Origin of the sequence: uncultured Pseudoalteromonas sp., from assembly GCF_963922945.1 — a bacterium.
Lineage (GTDB): Bacteria > Pseudomonadota > Gammaproteobacteria > Enterobacterales > Alteromonadaceae > Pseudoalteromonas.
This window is the reverse complement of the sequence record NZ_CAWUKC010000011.1, coordinates 12,941-34,443: the sequence shown is the minus strand read 5'-3', so window position 1 is coordinate 34,443 and position 21,503 is coordinate 12,941. Positions and strand designations below refer to the sequence as shown.

The 21,503-nt window shown below is 40.6% G+C and carries 16 protein-coding genes; 6 read left to right on the top strand and 10 right to left on the bottom strand.

The window, feature by feature from the left end; all coding sequences use genetic code 11:
• The first annotated feature begins 75 nt into the window (after positions 1-75).
• From AABI99_RS04240 to AABI99_RS04220, 5 genes are all read left to right on the top strand, one after another.
• A complete protein-coding gene (locus AABI99_RS04240; protein WP_055019334.1) occupies positions 76-1,149 on the top strand; it encodes a branched-chain amino acid ABC transporter permease in 1,074 nt (357 codons plus the stop codon).
• Between the two features lie 61 nt (positions 1,150-1,210).
• A complete protein-coding gene (locus AABI99_RS04235) occupies positions 1,211-2,458 on the top strand; it encodes an ABC transporter substrate-binding protein (protein ID WP_338363685.1) in 1,248 nt (415 codons plus the stop codon).
• 78 nt (positions 2,459-2,536) lie between these two features.
• Positions 2,537-3,358, top strand: coding sequence for an ABC transporter ATP-binding protein (locus AABI99_RS04230; protein WP_338363683.1), 822 nt, complete (start codon positions 2,537-2,539; stop codon positions 3,356-3,358).
• Positions 3,359-3,408: 50 nt separating this feature from the next.
• A complete protein-coding gene (locus AABI99_RS04225; RefSeq protein WP_338363682.1) occupies positions 3,409-4,656 on the top strand; it encodes an AMP-binding protein in 1,248 nt (415 codons plus the stop codon).
• Between the two features lie 83 nt (positions 4,657-4,739).
• On the top strand, positions 4,740-5,216 hold the full coding sequence (locus tag AABI99_RS04220; protein ID WP_338363680.1) for a PaaI family thioesterase: 477 nt from the start codon (positions 4,740-4,742) through the stop codon (positions 5,214-5,216).
• 87 nt (positions 5,217-5,303) lie between these two features.
• On the opposite strand, the gene AABI99_RS04215 is transcribed toward AABI99_RS04220, so the two are convergent.
• The 5 genes from AABI99_RS04215 to AABI99_RS04195 all read right to left on the bottom strand — a co-directional run bounded on the left by AABI99_RS04215 (position 5,304) and on the right by AABI99_RS04195 (position 10,843).
• Positions 5,304-5,963: a peroxiredoxin-like family protein gene (locus AABI99_RS04215; RefSeq protein ID WP_338363678.1), complete on the bottom strand. Its 660-nt coding sequence runs from the start codon at positions 5,961-5,963 to the stop codon at positions 5,304-5,306.
• Positions 5,964-6,255: 292 nt separating this feature from the next.
• Entirely contained in the window at positions 6,256-6,879 is a 624-nt protein-coding gene (locus AABI99_RS04210; protein WP_338363674.1) for a 3'-5' exonuclease, read from the bottom strand.
• 15 nt (positions 6,880-6,894) lie between these two features.
• Entirely contained in the window at positions 6,895-8,733 is a 1,839-nt protein-coding gene (locus tag AABI99_RS04205; protein WP_338363758.1) for a DUF294 nucleotidyltransferase-like domain-containing protein, read from the bottom strand.
• Positions 8,734-8,844: 111 nt separating this feature from the next.
• On the bottom strand, positions 8,845-10,569 hold the full coding sequence (locus AABI99_RS04200) for a sodium:solute symporter family protein (RefSeq protein WP_338363671.1): 1,725 nt from the start codon (positions 10,567-10,569) through the stop codon (positions 8,845-8,847).
• A gap of 10 nt (positions 10,570-10,579) precedes the next feature.
• Positions 10,580-10,843, bottom strand: coding sequence for a DUF4212 domain-containing protein (locus AABI99_RS04195; RefSeq protein WP_004586074.1), 264 nt, complete (start codon positions 10,841-10,843; stop codon positions 10,580-10,582).
• A 392-nt stretch (positions 10,844-11,235) separates the two neighbouring features.
• On the opposite strand from AABI99_RS04195, the gene AABI99_RS04190 reads away from it, so the two are divergent.
• On the top strand, positions 11,236-14,676 hold the full coding sequence (locus AABI99_RS04190) for a PAS-domain containing protein (protein ID WP_338363639.1): 3,441 nt from the start codon (positions 11,236-11,238) through the stop codon (positions 14,674-14,676).
• 53 nt (positions 14,677-14,729) lie between these two features.
• Here AABI99_RS04190 and AABI99_RS04185 read toward each other — a convergent pair whose 3' ends face one another.
• From AABI99_RS04185 to AABI99_RS04165, 5 genes are all read right to left on the bottom strand, one after another.
• Positions 14,730-17,441 (bottom strand): DUF2339 domain-containing protein, encoded by a 2,712-nt coding sequence (locus AABI99_RS04185; RefSeq protein WP_338363637.1) that lies wholly within the window; start codon positions 17,439-17,441, stop codon positions 14,730-14,732.
• Positions 17,442-17,571: 130 nt separating this feature from the next.
• On the bottom strand, positions 17,572-18,933 hold the full coding sequence (locus tag AABI99_RS04180; RefSeq protein WP_338363634.1) for a hypothetical protein: 1,362 nt from the start codon (positions 18,931-18,933) through the stop codon (positions 17,572-17,574).
• Positions 18,934-19,076: 143 nt separating this feature from the next.
• Entirely contained in the window at positions 19,077-20,000 is a 924-nt protein-coding gene (locus tag AABI99_RS04175) for a GGDEF domain-containing protein (RefSeq protein ID WP_338363632.1), read from the bottom strand.
• Positions 20,001-20,222: 222 nt separating this feature from the next.
• Positions 20,223-20,807 carry a VTT domain-containing protein gene (locus AABI99_RS04170; protein ID WP_338363631.1) on the bottom strand — a complete coding sequence of 195 codons (585 nt, stop codon included), beginning with the start codon at positions 20,805-20,807 and terminating at the stop codon, positions 20,223-20,225.
• A 116-nt stretch (positions 20,808-20,923) separates the two neighbouring features.
• The gene (locus tag AABI99_RS04165) at positions 20,924-21,502 is read right to left on the bottom strand and encodes an OmpA family protein (protein WP_338363628.1); all 579 of its coding nucleotides are present in this window, start codon (positions 21,500-21,502) and stop codon (positions 20,924-20,926) included.
• Position 21,503 lies beyond the last annotated feature (1 nt).

The following is a 21,503-nucleotide window of genomic DNA, read 5'->3' as shown; positions in this document are numbered from 1 at the left end:
CTTACATTTAGCGACTCGCTGTAAAAATACAGCGTAATGCGCTTACACATAAATTATAAAAATTAGGATTTTATTATGTCTAGCTTAACTATGCGCCCATGTGGCGACTTTAGAACCAGTTACAAACAAGACAATACCATTTACGAAACTAAAACTATTCGTAACGTAGCTATTATTGCCATTGCACTACTATGCTGCGCACCATTTTTGGTCGATGCATACTTTCTAACGCTTTTTATTCAAATTTCATATTTAGGCATTGCAGCACTAGGGCTTAACATTTTAGTCGGTTATACGGGTCAAATATCATTAGGCCATGGCGCCTTTTTTGGCTTTGGTGCGTTTGCGTCAGCTTGGCTGAATATGTCCTTTGGCATCCCTGTTTTATTGTGTATCCCTATTGCAGGCTTTTTAACTATGTTGGTAGGCATGCTATTTGGCCTTCCCGCTTCGCGTATAAAAGGGCTTTATTTAGCAATTGCCACTTTAGCCGCCCAGTTTATTCTCGAAGACTTTTTTGCTCGCGCCCAATGGTTTACTGGTGGCTCAGCAGGCTCATCAGCCGACCCTGTCTCTATTTTTGGCTTTGTGTTTAATACCGACCAACGCTTTTTTTACATTGCGTTGTTTGCCCTTGTTTTTATGTATATCTGGGGATGTAACCTAATGCGCAGCCGAGAAGGTCGCGCCTTTATTGCAGTAAGAGATCACTACCTATCAGCAGAAATTATGGGAATAAAACTTAATAAGTACCGTTTGCTGTCATTTGGAGTTTCATCTTTCTATGCGGGTATTGGCGGTGCGTTATACGCGCATTACCTAGGCTACGTTTCAGCTGAAGGATTTACATTATTCATGTCGATTCAATTTCTAGCGATGATCATCATTGGTGGCTTAGGTTCTATTAAAGGCACTCTTATGGGTGTTGTATTTATGGTGTTTTTACCTGAAGTGTTAGAAAGCGGCGTTGGGTTAATGAAAATGACGGATTGGGGCAATATTCCTATGGTGGTTGATGGCCTTGCTTACATTAAAGAAATGGCTATTGGCCTAGTCATTATTTTATTTTTAATTTTTGAACCTGAAGGCATGGCGCATCGCTGGGCACAAATTAAAAACTATTGGAAATTTTACCCGTTTTCTTACTAATAAATTACACGACAACAACAAGCTCACTGGCAACACAGCCAAAAATGAAAAGGAAATTATCATGCACAATAAATTAAAACTTAGTTCTGTATTTGTATGTTGCTCATTAGCCATGAGTAACCATGTTATTGCTCAAGATTCAGTCTTTGTAGGCCACTTAGCTGATATGTCAGGGCCTACCTCATTTGTTGGTAAAAACTATGCTGACGGAGTACGAGACTCACTTGCTTATATTAATGAAAATGGCGGCATTAATGGCACTCAATTAGAGTCTGAAACTATTGATTACGCCTATAAGGTACCACAGGCCATTGCATCTTATAAAAAATGGTATTCGCGTAAAAAAATGGTCGCAATGCAAGGCTGGGGTACCGCAGATACAGAAGCGCTAATTTCGTTTGTAGCCAGAGACAAAGTCCCCGTATTCTCAGCGTCTTATTCTGGACATTTAACCGACCCGACAGGCAAAAACCCACACACTAAAAAACCAGCGCCTTATAACTTTTTTTATGGCGCTTCATACTCAGACTCTTGCCGTGGACTTGTTCAATGGGCAGCTGAGGATTGGAAGAATAAAGGCGGTAAAGGTAAACCTAAATTTACTCACCTCGGCGCAAATCATCCATTTCCTAATGCACCTAAAGAAGCCTGTGCAGAATACGCAACTGAGCTAGGTTTTGATGTACAACCTGCAATCGTGATTTCAATGAAACCAGGCGATTTTAAAGCGCAATGTTTAAGTTTAAAAAGTTCAGGTTCTAATTACGGCTACATTGGTAACTTAGGTGGCTCTGTACTTTCGCTGGTTAAATCATGTAATACCGTGGGAACCGATATTCAATTCATGTCGAATATTTGGGGAGGAGACAAAAAAATATTCAATGCAGCGGGTGAAGGCATTAAAGATTATATTTTCCCTACTATGACCCCTTTTTGGGAAGATGAAACACCTGGCATGAAGTTGGTGAGAGAAATATCAAAACAATCAGATCCATCAGGACAAGCGCAGCGCGTTCACCATTATGTGCGCGGTGTTTGTTCAACGTTTTATATGAAAGAAGCCATGGAATGGGCAAAAGAAAACGGCGGTTTAACTGGCGAAAACATTATAAAAGGGATGTACGTTAAAAAGAACTGGGTGCCTAAAGGGCTTGAGGGTGTGTGCTTAGCTGCCAACTGGAGTAAAGACGATCACCGCGGCGTAAACCAAGTAAACATATATAAAGGTAATTATAACAAAGGCAATGTAACAGCTGAGAAAGTGTCAGTAGTAACGCTTGAACGCCGTGACGATTGGTTAGGCTACTAATAAATACAAAAATTGGTTGCAAAGACCCCAAAGGTTTTTTGCAACCAACCTACAAGACTAAATAATTACGGAGTATGTATGTCATCAGCAACAAAAAAATTAGAGCCCGCCTCACCCATCTTAACCGTCAATAATATAGAGGTTGTGTACGATGAAGTTATTCAGGTACTCAGAGGTGTTAGCTTAGATGTACCAGAGGGAGAAATTATTACTTTATTAGGCCCAAATGGAGCCGGTAAATCAACAACACTTAAAGCTATTTCTGGATTACTTAAAACCGAGAACGGTGAAGTAACTAAAGGTGACATTACTTTTATGGGCGAGCGCATAGATTCTAAAAATGCAGAAGATGTAGTGCGCAGTGGTTTATTTCAGATAATGGAGGGGCGTCGCATTATCGAAGATATGACGTCTTTAGAAAACTTAAAGCTCGGTGCCTTTACTAGAAGAGACTCGCAAATAAACCAAGATATTGACATGGTTTATCATTACTTTCCACGTTTGAAAGAGCGCACAGGTTTAGCCGGCTATTTATCTGGCGGTGAACAACAAATGTTAGCAATAGGCCGGGCATTAATGGCGAGGCCAAAGATGATCTGCCTAGATGAGCCATCAATGGGCCTATCGCCTCTACTTGTTAAAGAAGTATTCGCGATAATAAAAAAAATAAATGAAGAGCAAGGCATCACTATGTTTTTAGTAGAGCAAAACGCTAATTACGCGCTGCGTGCTGCTAATTATGGCTACATTATGGAGTCTGGAAAAGTGGTATTAGACGGAACGCAAGAGCAGCTCATGAATAACGAGGATGTTAAAGAGTTTTACTTAGGCGGTGGTAACGAAGACCGTAAAAGCTTTAAAGATTTAAAGTCTTATAAACGCAGAAAGCGCTGGCTGTAATAAAAACAGTTTAAATAAATTTACTTTTTAGCATGACTTCGGAGCCCCTTATGACTAACTTATTTAGCTCAAAAGAAAGCCAATCGCATCTAAGCCGAGAAAACGATTTATTTGAAAAATTACCTGGCTTTATTTCGTACGCAAAGCAAAACAGTCCCTATTACAAAAATATATTAGCCAACATTACTGCGGATAATATAACTAATCGGGAACAATTGGCCACACTGCCCATTACCAGAAAATCATCACTCATTAGCTTACAAAAAACAGAATCGCCGTTAGCGGGTTTAAACTCAGAACAAGGACATATTAGTCGGTTGTTTCAATCCCCCGGCCCTATTAACGACCCAGAAAACTGTGAAAATGACTGGTGGAGAATGGGTCAAGCATTTTACGCAGCTGGTTTTAGAAAGCACGATAAAGTGCAAAACTGCTTATCGTACCATTTAACGCCAGGTGGGTTCATACTTGATTCGGGAGCTCGCGCCTGTGGCTGTATTGTAATACCCGCAGGACCTGGGCAAACCGAACAACAGCTCGACACCATTGAAGGGTTGAAACCTCAAGGCTATTGCGGCACTCCCTCGTTTTTAAAAATTTTATTAAACAAAGCTCAGCAACAAAAGCGCGATATAAGCAGTATTACTAAAGCATTAGTCACCGGTGAGGCTTTACCTAAAGCACTGCGTGATGAGTTTACAGCAGCAGGCATTAATACATTACAAGCCTATGCCAGCGCAGATGTAGGTTTAATTGCTTACGAGAGTATTGCAGATGACGGTTTAGTTATTGCTGAAGACCTTATCGTAGAAATTGTTCGCCCTGGCAGTTTAGAGCCGGTAGCCGATGGCGAAGTGGGTGAGGTAGTTGTAACCAGCTTCAACCATGACTACCCTTTAATTCGCTTCGCTACAGGTGACTTATCTGCTATTAAATCAGGGCAAAGTACATGTGGGCGTACAAATTTACGCATAAAAGGCTGGATGGGCCGAGCAGATCAGACAACCAAAATTAAAGGTATGTTTGTCCATCCCGAGCAGGTGGAGCGCGTTAGGTTAAGTGTTAATGGCATTGCTAAAGTCAGGCTTAATGTTACAAGTGAAAGCCATAACGATCAAATGCACCTTTTATGTGAGCTAAGTACAAGTGCCAATGATATAGACACAAAAACACTGCAAAACACACTAACAGAAAACCTAAAGCTATATACAAAGTTAAATGGCAGTATTGAGCTTGTGAGCCCCGGCACTTTAAACGATGACGGCAAAGTGATCGACGACCTAAGAGCTACTTGTTAGTTTTACTTTCAACAAGGCTTTGAGTTTGCTAATAAAATTCCTACCTCAGCAATTTAAAGCCTTTATCTCTAAAAGAGCAATATATGAGTAAAATCGCTTTTCAAGACTGCTACATACAAAGCTTAAGCCATTGTTATGGATGCGGTAAAAACAACCCCGAAGGGCATCAGCTTAAAAGCTACTGGTTAGATAACTTTGAGGGAAGTAAAACAAGAGCTCACTTTACACCTAAGCCTTACCACACCGCTATTCCTGGGTTTGTGTATGGTGGCTTATTGGCCTCTCTTATTGATTGCCATGGCACAGGGAGCGCAGCAGCCGTTGTCCATTATAAAAATAACTTAACTATTGGCAGCGACCCTACAATTCGCTTTGTTACAGCGGCCTTAAATATTAATTATTTAGCGCCAACACCTATAGATAAACAACTAGAGCTCGTAGGCGAGTTTAGCCAAGTAAAAGATAACAAAGTAATTGTTGATATTACTTTATCTACACAAAACGTTATGTGCGTAAAAGGTGAAGTAGTCGCTGTTAAAATGCCAGCCACGTTTAAATAAGCAGTATTTAAAACTTTTAAATGAACTCAAAACTAGCTAATTAACTTGGCTACTTTTGGGTATAAAGCAAGCTTACTTTATTGCTTACTACAGTGCTTTTAAGGCATTAATTATATCTTCTGGCTCTGAGCGTGTGCGGTAATCAACATCGACATAGCGCCACGTTACCTTACCCTCGCTATTTAAAACAAAGGTGGCAGGGATAGGTAAAATACTGCCGTTGCCATTATTAAGCGACTCTAAATCAAGGCCGCGGTCTACACGCATATGCTCTAGTAAAAATTCAGGAACTTGCCACGCTACGCCATAGCTTGCTGCTACATCTGCATTTTGGTCACTCAGCACAACAAAATCCATGTTACTTATTTCGTTTTCGCTCATTGAGCCATCGGGCATTTGTGGGCTAATAGCCACCAGCTGCGCACCTAATACATGAATTTCAGGTAAACGTGATTGAAGCGCTTTTAGCTGTAAATTACAATAAGGGCACCAACTACCACGATAAAAAGTAATAACCACGGGGCCTTTAGCAAGTAAGTCGTTTAACTGCACCGATTGGCCATGTTGATTTGGTAACTCAAAGTTTGGCGCGTTTTGGTTTAGAGCAACTGCATTTGCCCCTTCTTGAAACGCTTTTGCCTGCGCAATGGTTTCATCAACGCCTTTCATAAAATCAGGATTACCTTTTCTCCCTGCTGCTACTTTTGCCTCGGTTTGTGCTTTTAATGTGTTGCTTTCATCGCTCATAGTATGGCTACCTTCCAATTAATCAAAAACATAAAGCTAGCTTACAGGACGAACATATATTTGGAATGAAAATTTTAATTTATCCAGTTAATTCTAAATCAAACAGCACGTTAATGGACGAGTGGTAAAAAGAGTAGAGCAATAGCGGTAATGAGTTTCAGATCGTTCCTTAAATTAGTTAGTTAAATAATGATTACCCAAACGTACCTATAATCATACATGTAAAAATAAACTACGCTTTATTGTAAGCAGAGTTTACCTCGCGCGGCATAAAGCCACGCCTACAGCCAGCCTACGTTAACTCACCAATTTTTAGCTCTTTACCACGGTTTATTTGATGGCACTGGGCTAGCAATAATTCGGCGGTGGCTTGTGCGTCTGTTAGTGCGTTATGACAGTGATAGCTTGGTAACTCATAACGTTTGCGACACGCACTTAGGGTTAAATCATCTTGCTTTATTTCTGCACCTTGGCAAATAAGGCGCTTTTTTTCTATGTGTAGGGTGTCTAGTATTAGCTTAGGTTGTGCGTTTATATTGCTACTTTTAAGGGCTGCTTTTAAAAACCCCCAATCGAGTATCGCGTTATGAAATACCAAAATATGGTCGCTAAAATAACGGCTTAACTGCATTAATATACTTTCTAAGCTTTGCCCTTTAGCCACAGTGTCGTCAATAATGCCGTGAAAAACAGGGCTTTGCTCTAGGCTTTTTACATCCTTGTTTATTAAATGCTGCGATTCGCTCATTTTTATACATTGGTTGTCTATTTTAATCCAAGCCACCGAGACAATTTCATGCTGGTTTACATCAAGTCCAGTAAGCTCCAAATCAATCACTAAATAGCGCTGAGTGAGTGCATTTTGGCTTAATAAATTACGCCTTTTTATATACTTACTGAGCCATTTTTTAACCATAGCGCTTACCTCTTGTTACAAACTACCTCGGGCAAATTTAAACGCCGCGGCTTGCTGCGCTTGTTTAACTAAATAAAAAGCCTCTTTAAGCTGATGACGCTCTAATGAACTTAATTTATCTGGGTTTATGCAATTACTTGGCAAACCTTCTTCGTTTATTTGCGTACTAAAACGCAACTGAGTTAAAAATCGCCAACAATCTTTTAAATTATAAATATCGTCTTTATTTAGCAGTGGGTGCTTTAGTAACGCATCTAAACGCTCTTGGGTATTGGCGCGTTTTATGCCGGCTTTTAACGCATATAAACGCACTATGTCGTTAATAATAACAACGCCGCGTTTTTTTAAATCTATGTATTTATGGTGGTTGTCGCTTTTTTGCGTTTTAAGTTTATTAAACAAGCCAATAGGCACTGAGCTTGCTTTTATGTCGGTGGCCATCGCAGCGTAAAATAATTCATCGCGCGATATTCTATTTAGCTGCTCGCAAAAGCCGCTGTATAAGGCGTTGGAGCCTTCTATAAAGCGCAAATCAAAAAATATTTTGCAATTAAGCATGGCACTTGGCGTTGGGCTCTTTATCCATCTAAAAAAGCGCTCACACCACTGGCTTACGCTCATTCTACATTCATCATTGCTGGCCATTATATTACCGGGGCAACGCCTAATGCCGCACTCTATTAATTGTTCACATACAAACTCGCCCATGTTTTTAAAATAAGCTTGATGCTCGTCACTTAAGTCATCAGGCAGTAATAACCCATTGTCTTGATCTGAATGCAGAGTTTGCTCTTCGCGTGCTTGCGAGCCAAAACATATAAAGCAAAAGCTGGTGGGCGCTGCGCCATTTTCTTCTTGAAATAAGTGAATGAGGCGCGAGGTGAGCGCATCGGTTAAGCCACTAAGTAATTTACCAATTAGCGATATGTCTTCTATGTTGTACGAAAAACTTCGCAGTAACTCAGGGATTTCGCTTGCATAATGTTTTAAATCGGCAATGCTGTGGGCTTTATAAATGCGGCCAATAAGCTGTACAGGGTCGCTTTTTTGCTGGCGCAGTAAATCGGTGCTGGTAAGCATGCCCAAGGGCTTATGATTTTCGTCGAGCACGGGTAAATGATGAATATTGTATTTAAGCATTAAATGCAACGCAGAAAATACCCGATTGTTTTCAAATATAAATTTAGGTTTGGCACTCATTATGGTGCTCACTGCATCCTGCGGGTCGACTTCGTCGGCAAGTACGCGGTTACGTAAATCGCGGTCAGTCACAACCCCCACTAAAATGGCGTGTTCGGTGATCATAATTGACGATACACCGTTTTTTTTCATCTTTTTAGCGGTTTGTCGTATGCTTGCATCAGGGGCTAGAGTGATGGCTGTTCGGGTCATCAGCTCTGATATTCTGCGCTCAGACCAGCTATCGTTTTTACTTTTATAATGCGATGAGAGTAAACGGTTAGCGTGCGCACGAACAAAGTATTGCTCAAATGGCTTATATTGGCGTCGTAAAAAGTCAAAGTCGTCTTGGGAGAGCATATACACTATGCCCTCTTTTTGTACCTGCAGCCTGTTTTGAATCGCTTCCCCTGTTAGTAAAGAAGGGTAACCAAAATAATCACCTTGTGCTAAACGTTTTACTACGTCGCCTTTTGCATCGACTAAATCGTATAATCCTGAACGTATTAAAAATAGCTTTGGCGATTGTGTTTGTAGCCACTGTGCTTGGTTTTCGCGGGTTAAATATACGCTATCAATATGGCTTACAAAATACTCACACGCACTGTCATGCAGCATGCTAAATGGCGCCTGCACACACACAAACTGGGCAACTTCTTGCTGCTCTACACTCATTGTTGTACTCATTAAAAAGTATACACAAAACCTAATGTACTCATTATTTGAACAAATAAAAAGCCCGACTAAAGTCGGGCTTTTGGTACTTTTTTAAGTAGGTTTAGCGCATTAATGAGCGTGAGCTTCACCTGACCCTTTAGGATTACGAATACCTTCTACCATTTGCTGTATTTCTACTGGTGTTGGTTTAGTTAATTTAAGTACAAGTGCTGCCACCACAAAGTTGACCACCATTCCCACTAAGCCAATCCCTTCTGGCGAAATACCTAAAAACCAATTTTCGGGGCTATTGAGCTCAGGGCTTACAAATTTAAAGAAGATAATATACGCAGCGGTAAAACCTATACCGGTTACCATGCCTGCAATGGCACCTTCTTTGTTCATGCTTTTAGAGAATATCCCCATAATAATTGCTGGGAAGAAACTCGCTGCCGCCAAACCAAAGGCAAAAGCAACCACCGATGCCACAAACCCTGGCGGATTAATACCAAAGTAAGCCGATATAACAATAGCAATCATCGCGGATAGCCTTGCAGCCAATAGCTCTTGTTTATCACTTATATCAGGTTTCATGGTTCGTTTGAGTAAATCATGCGACACGGAGGTTGAAATAACCAATAATAAACCTGCAGTAGTCGAAAGTGCTGCTGCAATACCACCCGCTGCAACAAGTGCAATTACCCAGGCTGGTAAGTCGGCAATTTCAGGGTTCGCCAGTACCATAATATCGCGGTCTACTTTTACTTCGTTTGCGCTATTAGGATCTTCTACCTTGCCTGCGGTGTAAAACATTTTGCCATCACCATTTTTATCATTAAAGGTAATTAGGCCTGTGCGTTCCCAGTTTTTGATCCACGCTGGAGCTTGTGCATACTCAGTACCGCTGCCATCTTTACCGTTAATAGTGTCAATCATGTTTACACGAGCAAACGAAGCAACTGCTGGGGCCGTGGTGTAAACAATGGCAATAAATACCAATGTCCATGCTGCTGAAATACGAGTATCTTTGACGCGCGGTACTGTGAAAAAGCGAACGATTACATGGGGTAAACCCGCAGTACCGACCATTAGCGCACCGGTAATGGCAAACACATCAATCATACTTTTAGAGCCTTCGGTGTATTGTGCAAAGCCAAGCTCTGCGCTTAAGCCGTCAAGTTTATCGAGTACGTACATGCCTGAGCCATCACTTAATGTGGCACCAAAACCTGTTTGTGGGAAGAAGTGGCCGGTCATCATCATTGAGATAAAAATAGCAGGCACTAAATATGCAAAAACAAGTACACAATACTGCGCTACTTGCGTGTAAGTAATACCTTTCATGCCACCAAGTACCGCATAAAAGAAAACAATCACCATACCAATGTAAACACCGGTTTCAATTTCTACTTCTAAAAAGCGCGAAAATACCACGCCTACACCACGCATTTGCCCTGCAATGTAGGTAAAACAAATAAATATGGCACATAAAATAGCCACAACACGTGCTGTTTGTGAGTAGTAACGATCACCAATAAAGTCAGGTACAGTGAATTTGCCAAATTTACGTAAGTAAGGCGCTAAACACATGGCGAGTAACACATATCCGCCAGTCCACCCCATTAAGTAAACACCGCCATCGTAGCCTGCAAACGATATAATCCCCGCCATTGAAATAAACGACGCTGCGCTCATCCAATCAGCTGCGGTTGCCATGCCATTAGCAAGAGGAGGAACCCCGCCGCCCGCTACGTAAAATTCATTTGTAGATCCCGCTCGCGCCCAAATTGCTATACCGATATATAGCGCAAAACTTAAACCTACAATTATAAATGTGAGTACTTGAACATCCATTGCCTAGCTCCTATTCGTCTACGCCGTATTTTTTATCTAACGTGTTCATTTTGAAAACGTAAACAAAAATCAAAGCTACAAAGGTGTAAATAGCGCCCTGTTGTGAAAACCAGAAGCCAAGTTTAAACCCAAAAAAACGTACTTCGTTCAGTACATCTACCAGTAATATGCCAAAACCAAATGAGACCACAAACCACACTGCTAATAATTTAAATAGCAATGAAATGTTTTCTGCCCAATAAGCTTTTGCTTGTTCTTCATCTTTAAAAGCCATTTTTATTTTCCCCTTTAAGCATTGCATAATTGCAATGAGTGGTTTTTTTATAGTCGATTATTAATTTAGCAACGCACTGTAAAGAGTGAAGTGAGACCATAGTCGTAACACGATATTAACGTTTACGTAAACTGCAGATGCAAACGTATTTATAAGCTAACTAATTTATAATTTTCAATTACTTAAATTTGATGAAGACGAATTACTAGCAAGATTAAAGGCGAACTGTGTAAAAATGCGACATTAGTCTAATAAACCGACAAAAATAAGAATAATAATTTAAAATCATATAGATAAATATAATGTTAAAATTTTACATAAAATTGGGCGCGTACACGCAAAGTTATCTCTGGTATTGTGTGTGGGTGTAAATAATAAGGTTAAATAACAACATGACTGCTGTACTGATATTTGTAGCGCTGGGCTACATTGGTGTGCTGTTTTGGCTTGCTAATTGGGGCGATAAAACTACACCACTGGCTAAACGGATTAGCCATCACCCTTTTGTGTATTCGTTATCGTTAGGTATTTATTGTACTTCATGGACATACTATGGGTCGGTTGGTACGGCCGCTACCAGTAGCTGGAGCTACTTACCCATTTTGCTCGGGCCCTCGTTGTTATTTATTTTTGGCCAAGGCTTTTTACGCAAACTGGTATTGGTCAGCAAAAAACAAAACATTACTACCATTGCCGATTTTATTTCTGCCCGTTACGGAAAACGCCAAACCAGCGCCATATTGGTCACCGTTATTGCTTTGCTTGCGACCATTCCTTATATAGCGCTGCAATTAAAAGCGCTTAGTACCAGCTTTTTGCTTTTACAAAACAGTAATCAAATCTCTGGTGAAATGCTTACCCTCACCGCCACATTAATCATGGCGCTATTCGCAATATTTTTTGGTACTCGTAAGGTCGATGTTACTGAATATCGCTCAGGACTTATGCTAGCCGTTGCCTTTGAGTCTATGATCAAGCTTATTGCACTTGTTGCCGTAGCAGGCTTAGCGTTATACACCTTATTTAATTTACCTACCCTTACAGGTGATAAAGTCACCGAGTCGATTTGGCATCATTGGGGCAACTTTAACTTTTTTAGTTTTAACTTTATTGGCCAGTCACTTATGGCTGCCGCGGCCATAATATGTTTACCACGACAATTTCATGTCACCGTGGTAGATAATCAAGACAAACGCCATTTATTTACTGCTCGCTGGGCGTTTCCGCTGTATTTATTACTCACCGCTGCGATGATTATTCCCATCGCAACTGCCGCCATTCACCCAAGCATTGGCAGCAGTTTTTCACCCGACAGCTTTGTATTAGCGTTACCGCTTATACATGACCAAGCTTTTTTAAGTACCTTTGTATTTATTGGCGGGCTTTCTGCGGCCACCGCCATGATAGTGGTGGCTACACTAACACTGAGCACCATGATCTCTAACGATGTAGTGTTACCACTTATGCTACGCCGTAAATTTAAACGAAATTTAATTACTAGTAGCTATAAATCACAAATTTTACTCGTTAGACGCTTTACCATTGCCGGAATATTAATATTGGCTTATTTCTATCAGCAATGGTTTGGTCATGGGAGCGCGCTGGCCAGTATGGGGTTAGTGGCGTTTTCGTTAGTAACGCAGCTGCTCCCCGCTATTGTTGGCGGGCTCTATTGGCGTAAAGGCCATGCTTATGGTGTTTATGCAGGGCTATTAGCAGGCTTTATTTGCTGGGTGTTATTTTTAATGATGCCAATTTTAGATGCGGGTAGCGCACTCAATAGTGAACTTCAGCAAACACTTATTACACGCGGCACTCTGATTGCCCTATTTGCCAATATTGGCTGCTATATTAGCTTTTCCTTAGGAGCAGAAGAGCGTTTAATAGATAAAATTCAAGCCGCAGCGTTTGTTAACCCTAAAGATCAGGCTATTTTATCGCGCCGCTTAAACAAAAATGTAAAAGCCACGGTTTACGATTTTAAAATACTGCTGCAAACCTTTTTAGGCATTCAGCGCAGTCAACAAGTACTGGCGCACTTTTCGCTTTCGCATCAGCTAAGTGACAATAACGCACACCCCGAGCCCGAGTTTATCGCTTATTGTGAACGTGCATTAACTGGCGTGCTAGGGGCGTCGTCGGCGCAGGCGCTAATACGCACGGTTTCATCGGGTAAGCGTATGGCCTTTGAAGAGGTGGTTAACTTTTTTGACGAAACCACACAAGCGTTGCAGTTTAACCAAAATCTTTTATATACCTCGCTCGAAAACTTAAGCCATGGTATTTCGGTGGTCGATAAAGACTTAAAGCTGGTGGCATGGAATAAACGCTACAGCCAAATGTTTGACTACCCAGAGGGGTTTTTAGAAGTTGGGCAACCGATAGAAGACATAATACGATACAATGCAGTTCGTGGAGAGTGTGGCCCTGGCGAAATAGAACGCCAAGTAGAGAAACGCGTTCAGCATTTAAAAAATGGCAGCTCACATCATTTTATTCGCCACCGTCGCAATGGCCAAGTCTATGAGATGATAGGTAACCCCTTACCTGATGGTGGCTTTGTAACGAGCTTTTCTGATATTACCAACCATATAAGCACTCAAAACGCGCTTGAAGAAATTAACATGGATCTTGAAAACCGCATTGAAGCGCGCACCCAAGAAGTGCAAACCATTAATAAAGACTTACAAGCACAAATAGATAGCCGAGTGAAAACAGAGCAAGCACTTACTTTAGCCAAACGTGAGGCCGAGCAAGCAAACGACAGTAAAACACGCTTTTTAGCTCTGGCGAGCCATGATATTTTACAACCCCTTAACGCGGCGCGTTTATACCTTGCTGCTATTGATGAAAAGCAGCTAGATACCACTAATCAAAATAACTTTAATAAGCTTGGTCATAGTTTAGATTCAACCGTACATTTAATGTCGGCCTTATTAGAAATAGCTAAGCTAGAGCAAGGCGCTATGACCCCTACCCCACGACACTTTTGTATAAACGATATACTGATGCCACTGCAAAGTGAGTACGCTATTTTATCAAGCGATAAAGGCTTAAAACTCACGGTGCGTTCAAACGCACAAATTGTGCATAGCGACATTACCTATTTGCGTCGAATTATTCAAAACTTGGTATCTAATGCAGTTAAATACACCGAAACAGGCCGTGTATTAATTGCGTGCAGAAACCGTAAGCACAATTTACGCATAGAAGTGTGGGATACAGGCCCAGGTATTAGCGAAATTGAGCAAGCTAAAATATTTAACGACTTTTACCGAATTGAGGCCGGCGATAACAAAGGCGTTGGTTTAGGATTGGGTGTTGTAAAGCGCATGGCTGATTTACTTAGCTTAGAGCTTGATGTGCACTCAGAGCCTGGTAAAGGGAGCCGCTTTAGTATTGAAGTGCCTTATGGTGAAGCACAGTTTGTACAGCAAAAAATACAGGCCAGTAGCCTAGTCGAAAATCGCGAAGCCATTAATATTATAGCCGTAGATGACGACCCAGAAAATCTTGCCGCGATGGCAAGCTTGCTAAAAAAATGGCAAGCCAATTACACCTTATTTGACGATGTAGATAACGTACTTAAGCACGCCAAACAGCACTCTGCACCCGATGTTATCTTAATGGATTATCAATTAGGCAATGATTATGATGGTATTACGCTTATAAAAACACTTCGTAAAATTTGGCGTAATGAAGTACCGGCTATCTTAATTACCGCCGTACGCGACACCGAGCTAAAACAAGAAACCAAAGCCGCTAATATTCATTATTTAAGTAAGCCTATTAAACCAGGTAAGCTCAAAGCCCTGCTTAATCACAGCACTTAATATTATCAAGCTAAAGGCCAGCACGTTGCTGGCCTTTAGCTTATAACTAACCTCTAGGATTGAGCTTGATTTGCGCGGCTTCTGAGCTTTTGAAATAACCAGCTCAACCCCACTAACGAAAGCCCTAAACCAATAAAGGAGAGTGCTTTTAACAGCCCTGTTAAATTGGCCATATCAATTAAAAACACTTTAACAATAACAGCCGCGAGTAACCCTAAGCCAACTTTTTGAATGAGTAACTGCTTTTTAAGATGCCCTAATATAACCGTACCTGCACCTAGAATTAACCAAACAACCGAGTAGCTGTATAGCTCTGCATTATTCGCCCCTTTTGACAGGTAAATATAAGCCCCCTGCCAATATTGGCGAATAAAACTATTAATAGCGATTAGGCCAAGTATACCAGCGGCTGTAAGTATAAATGGTGCGGCCTTAGCGTTAATAGGTTTAATAAGTTTATATAGCCAAAACGCTAAGAGCGCAGGTACTAACCATAGTAAAAACAGCCAGTTAAACACGGGTAGTTCACCAATATAAATAGAGGTGAGTAACGGATTGTCATCAAGGAGTGTTTTAAGTGTAAAAATCCCAGCGCCACAGGTTAATACACAACCCGCAACTTGGTATAACTTAGCTAAGCTGCCGGCAATACGAGCGCGGTGTAAATATACACAACCCAGCGCGAGCCAATTACACGTAAGTAAGGCTTGTTCGTAAAAACTCAATGAGCCAAACTTCGGATAATGCCCTACAAGCTGATAACTGGTTTCGGTGGTAATAAATAACGCCAGGCAATGTAGTGCCGCACCTTCTAACCATATTTTTAATTGCGATGTATTAAAGCACTTAGCGGCTGCAAAAAATAATGCAGTACACAGCGGGTAAACAATAATACTCCAATGAAGATTAAATAGAGTGAGGGTATCGTAACTTGGCGTCCATGGTGCAAGCGTTAAGCGTAGTAATAAAGCAGCCACTAACGCTTTAATTGGCCAATGCGGCATTGGTACTCGATAGCGCTTTATTAACACACTAATAAGTAAAACTTGTATAGCTAACGCAATGGTCAGCCCGCTGTCATTTAATAGCATAGTGATAGCAAGCGTGATGTTGGCATTTGCCCCCACCCAATATGTAAAGCGCTGAAAAAGAGTTATCCCGCGCATGGCGCACTTAATTAAAATAGCGCTACTTATAAGTAATATTACTGCCCATAATGGATAAGCGACTTGCAAGGCATGATTGGGAGTAATAGCGTATAAACAGGCAATCATTAAAAATATGCTAAACGAGGCCGTAATATGAAAAGCCAAGCGTTTAGGTGCCCACTTTATTCCAAAATAAAGCCCATAAGCACTAAGCGCTAAACCTAAGAATAGAGCGCCACCATAGGGGTATTTAAATATAAATAGAGAGTCTGAAAAATCAATGTGATAGGACGGCGTACTTAGTAGTATTAGTGCAGCAGTCATTAACGCTGCCCCCTGCCATAAATCCCAACGGCTGTTTTTAAGCACTAAAAACAGTAAAATTAATATGTTTAATGCATTTATTATTTGCCATTGTAGGTAATTAGCAGTATCAAAAAGCATAGCTATTAGCAAAGGGGCAATACAGGCAAGCATTAAAGGGTGACTAGGGAGTGCGTTTATCAAACGCTTTAAACTATGCGGGCGCGTTTCAACCACCGTTAGTTTTAACCCTAAGCGCGGTACAGCAATTAAACCAATAACACTGAATATCCCATACGTGCCCATAAGCCAAATGGTACTGCTGTTAGCTATGGTAAAGCCAACAATATACCAGCCTAAATGCCCCGCCCACAGCAGATACCACAACCATGCTCGTTGTACTTTATGTGCCACCAACGCCGCTGATAAGCTAATAAAACCAATATACATATACAGCGCAAATAAATTATTGCTGCCAGTGTTGACCAGCACGGGGACACAATAAGCACCAATAATACCCAACACAGCCAATAAAGGACCAAACATTAATGCCATAGCACTGGCGCTAATAGCAATAACCCCAAGTACAACAAAGGCTGTTAAGGGGCTGATCATGCTATAGCTGCTATACGCTAATAAGGTCAGTGCAAAGCATGTAATAAAACCGCCACTAGCAAGCGCTGCGGGTATATAGTTATTAAACCCTTCAAACACCACGTTTTTGTAATGCAGGTAAGCCGCTATTGCAATTAAGCCGCCACCAAATAATCCGCCTAGGGTTAAGCGCATTGCAACAGAGAGCAAGCCAGCCTCTAAACTGTACTTTGCTAAAAATATGCCGCCTAGCGCCAATGCGACTGCACCTATCCAGGTCATCCAGTTTTGTTCAAAGTCGCCACGCAGTTTTTCAATAAAAGAAGTAACCAGTGTAGGCTTAAGATTTTTTCCGCTTTGCTTATGTTTGTCGCCAGAAACACTCGCGAAAGATTTTATTGATGAAGCAGCCGTTTTTACCTGCCCATGAGGCTGATTTGACTGATTAGGTTGATTAGGACTAACTTGATTAAAAGTCGCCTCATTGCTATTTGCTTGAGCCGTGCCGGCATGGTGAGCTGTGGAGCAATCGGTACTTTCATCCGCCCCTTCATAATGGCTTTGTGCGTTGTTAGCTAATTCTAAGCTGAGTACTTTTGCTTTTAATTGAGCAATTTCTTGCTTTAAGTTACTTAGTTGTGCAATGGCTATAATACCGCAAATTGCACCGGCTATTATTGCAAATGCAAATAAACCGACTATTCCTAAAAACTCATCCATGGCACGCTCTTTTTATTTATTTTGTAATGAGTGTACCTAAAACTTTTACGTTCATGTAAATTTTTGTGCAAAAAAAGCCCTAAACAATAATGCTTAGGGCTTTTACTTTCTAGAACGTGTTACATGTTACTTATTCTACACTGTCTGTAATTGTGCGTGTTACACTCATTTTAAAGCCTGAGCTTGTTGTCTCATCGTGCTCTAAAATTAAGATGTAGTTACCTTCCTGCGTAAAATCTATGTCGCTTTGTTGAATTAACACTATTTGTTGGCCGTTATCTTCATATACGGCATACACAGTATAAGCTTCGTCATCTACGTCAATTTCTTCTTGGTCGTATCTATCTAAGCCATCAATCACATTGGTGGCGTCATCAACCGTTTCGCCATTTAAGGTAAAGTACACGTCAACTTCACTTACGGTTTGCCCGGCGTAGCTTTCAATTAGGTTAATGACCGAAATTGTATGGCTGTAGCTACTTGGTGTTAGGTTTTCCTCAACACTCATCATACGTAAACCATTATCTACATTGTTGTAAAACACACCAACGGCGCTTTGTTCGCGCTCAAGGGTCATTAAAAAGTTATCGGCAAGCTTAGTGCCCTCTTCGTCGTACATGGCAACGCTGTAACTATTTGGCGAAAGCTCTACGTAATCGGTGTAGGTGTCGCTTGCTACTGTATTTGTCTCGTTAACAGTTGTGCCTCGGGTCGTGCTAAAGCTAACTGGCGAGTAATCGTCAACGGTATTTATAAAGCGCAATTGACCAAGCGCGGATTGGTGCTTTAGCGCTGTAACATAGTTATTGTCAGTCACAATATCGAGCGTAATGCCGTTTTCTTCTGTTGCGTAGCTTGGGCGGATCATGGCTACGTAGCTTTCTTCATCGTAAAAATAAACCGACTCAGATTCGTATACCACATCTGTACTACCTGCCTCAGTAATATAAATTGTGTAGTAGCCCTCATCAAGGGTTTGTAAATCTAGCTCACTTAAGTACTGTGTTGATGTGAATAGCTCTGCGCTTTCAAATACACCGTCATCGGTTGCTAAGTAAACATCGTAACTGGTCTCTTCGCTGGTGATATTATAAAAACCTAAGTTAAACTCATCCGTATCGCTTGAAATAGGTACACTAAGCTCAGTAAACGTAGGTTCATCAAAGTTGCCACTCATTACAATAAGCTCGGTTTTATCACTTTTTATTGATACTTCTTGTTCGCTAATTGTAATGTAGCTGTCGTTTGCATCTAAGTACTCAAAGCTTAAATCGTAAGTACCGGTGCTGTAGTTATGACGCGTGGTTACATCAGCAAAGTCGGTACCTGATCGTTCAGTTTCATCTACAAATAAACGCGTATATGGGCTGTTATAAGAGCCATTATATAATTGCACGTAGCCTGTATCACTTGAGCCGTCGCTGCCGCCACAACCAACTAAAATAGACATTAAACTTAGAGGTAAAGCAGCTTTCAACAGAGAGTTGGTCATTAAAGTTTCCTTATTATTAAAATCACTAGTATGACGCTTTTGCTGCATTTTAATTTCATAGTTTACAAAGTATTACCCTCACTGACGATTCTTTACGAAAACGTAAAAAACTGTTTAAAATGTGCAAATAATAAGGATGTGTTTCAAACAGGCGATGTAGGAAGTGGCGCAATTTCTAATCTGTCTCGACCATTATTTTTAGCAAGATACAACGCCATGTCTGCACGCTTCATTACTTTATCGAGGGACTCGTTGGGGGTTTGCAGCGCCATGCCAATACTTACTGTAAGGTGTTTAGCCTGCTTAACTTGAACACTGTGTGCAATATCTATAAGTTGCAGGCAAAACTCAGCGGCCTCATTTAAATCATTCGTAGGTAAGTAACCACCAAACTCCTCACCACCAAGGCGAGCAAACCGAGCATTATTAACAAAGGCATGATTATATTTACTAGCAAGTTGCTGAAGAACTAAGTCACCTTCATCATGACCATACTCATCATTAATTGCCTTAAAATGATCAATATCGATAATTAAAATAACATAGGGTGTAACAGAAACACTTTTAACGTGTCGATAAAAATAACGCCTATTATGTACTTGTGTTAAGTCATCAATAATTAACTCACGCGCTAAACGGTTATGGATACTTTGTACAAAACGCATAGTTTTAAACAAGCCATAGGCGGTAAAAAGCATGCCTATGGTTCTACATAAATCTTCAAAGTAAACACTCATCCAATAAGGCTGCACAACTAATTCATCTATTACATCGGCCGTTGTGCCCATACTCCATAAAGATAAACCCAACGTAGAGTACACATACGCTTGTTTTGAAAGCTCAGAGCATTGCACTATCCAAAATAGGAATACAAGTACAATAAGATTGCAAAAATCGGTCGTAAAACCATATACGTTATTTTGTACCTTTAAAGGCGGGAAACTATTTAAAGCATAAATTGAAAAAATAATTATGTAGAGCAGTAACGCTATACTTACCGTTTTATTTACCCAACTCATTTTAAAAAAGTTAGACAGCCGAACGGTAAGCTTTACAGTTTCAATCATAGGGCGGCGCTTTTTAGTGCGTTATTAACAAACTATAGCACACGAAAAAAACGCTATAGAGCGATACCTTACAAAGTGCTTGTTGCTTTAGTGCTTTAACATAAAAATGACCTGAGATTAAAGCCAAGCAGTGCAAACAAAATACAAAGGATAACCACACAAATACTGCTTTGATATTGAGCAGCAGTGTTCGCATTGTATGGTTAACTGAGGAGTTTAAAGCTATATTAGGGTGCTTATTCCCCACAATGCCAATACTAAAATAGTAATAGCAATCATCGCCTTGGTTTTATGCTTACTGATTATTTGCTCTGCTTTATTACCTGCGTAATACACAACAATAGCTAAACCAAAGTAGCGAATAGAGCGCGCAATACCTGATGCTAATAAAAACAAACCTATTGAATACTTTGTAGCGCCTGCAGCGAGCATCGCAATTTGAAACGGAATGGGCACTATTCCTAACGTCATTACAAACCAAAACCCTTGGTTTTGCATTTGCTGCTTAACATTTTCAAATTGCTCTTGGCTTGAAAACATGTCAATAACCCAGTCACCTATCGCATCAAACAGGTAATAACCCAGCGCATAACCAAATAAAGCCCCTATTATACACCCTAATGTGGCCATTAATGCGATTAACCAAAGCTTTTCACGGCGTGCTTGCATAAGCGGTACAAGCACGGCCTCAAGTGGAATGGGGACAATTGTAGACTCTAAAAATGACGCCACAGTTATACCCGTTAGCATGTGCTTCGAATCAATAAAGTGCCGAGTTTTTTCTTTTAGTTTTTTTTGAATAGCCATGTAAATCCCTTAATAAGTCACCAATATGTATAAAGTGTATAATAAAAGGATTAAGGTACGCTTAAGCATAAAAAAGCCCGTTTTAAAACGGGCTTTTTTAAATTGAAGTAAGCAATTTAGATAGTTGAGTTGTATACATCAAATTGCATTTGCATAACACTCGACTGTTCACCTTCAACTAATGCAATAACACGGGTTTCTCGTCCTTGCAGCTCAGTCGGTATTTTTTTGGTTTCAATAAAGGTTTGTTGCGAAATTTTCTCTTCTTCTACATTAAGCGCAAGCAGAGCTGTCTTTACTGTTTCGATACGCTTTAATGCTAACTTTTGGTTGTAATCAATAGAGCCTTTTTTGCTCGTGTCACCAATTAAAATAACGTTCAATAATGGTGAATCTTTAATTGATTGAGCAAGCTCTACAACTTTTTCCTGTTCCTCAGCTGTGAGTACATATTTATCAAATTCAAAGTTAATTACCACACCACGTGTTGTGCTTATGTTTTTTTCTAGCGGACAACCATCATTATCTGTTACCGCTTTAAGCGGTGTATCTACACATTTGTCGCGCTCGTTAATAACGCCGTCTTGATCCTGATCAAGTAGATCATTAGATTGTAGTTTATGTTCGTATGGACCTGGCTCTGTCGCACAGGCGGTTAAAAGTAAAGCGGCACTTAATAAAGTTACGTTTTTCATT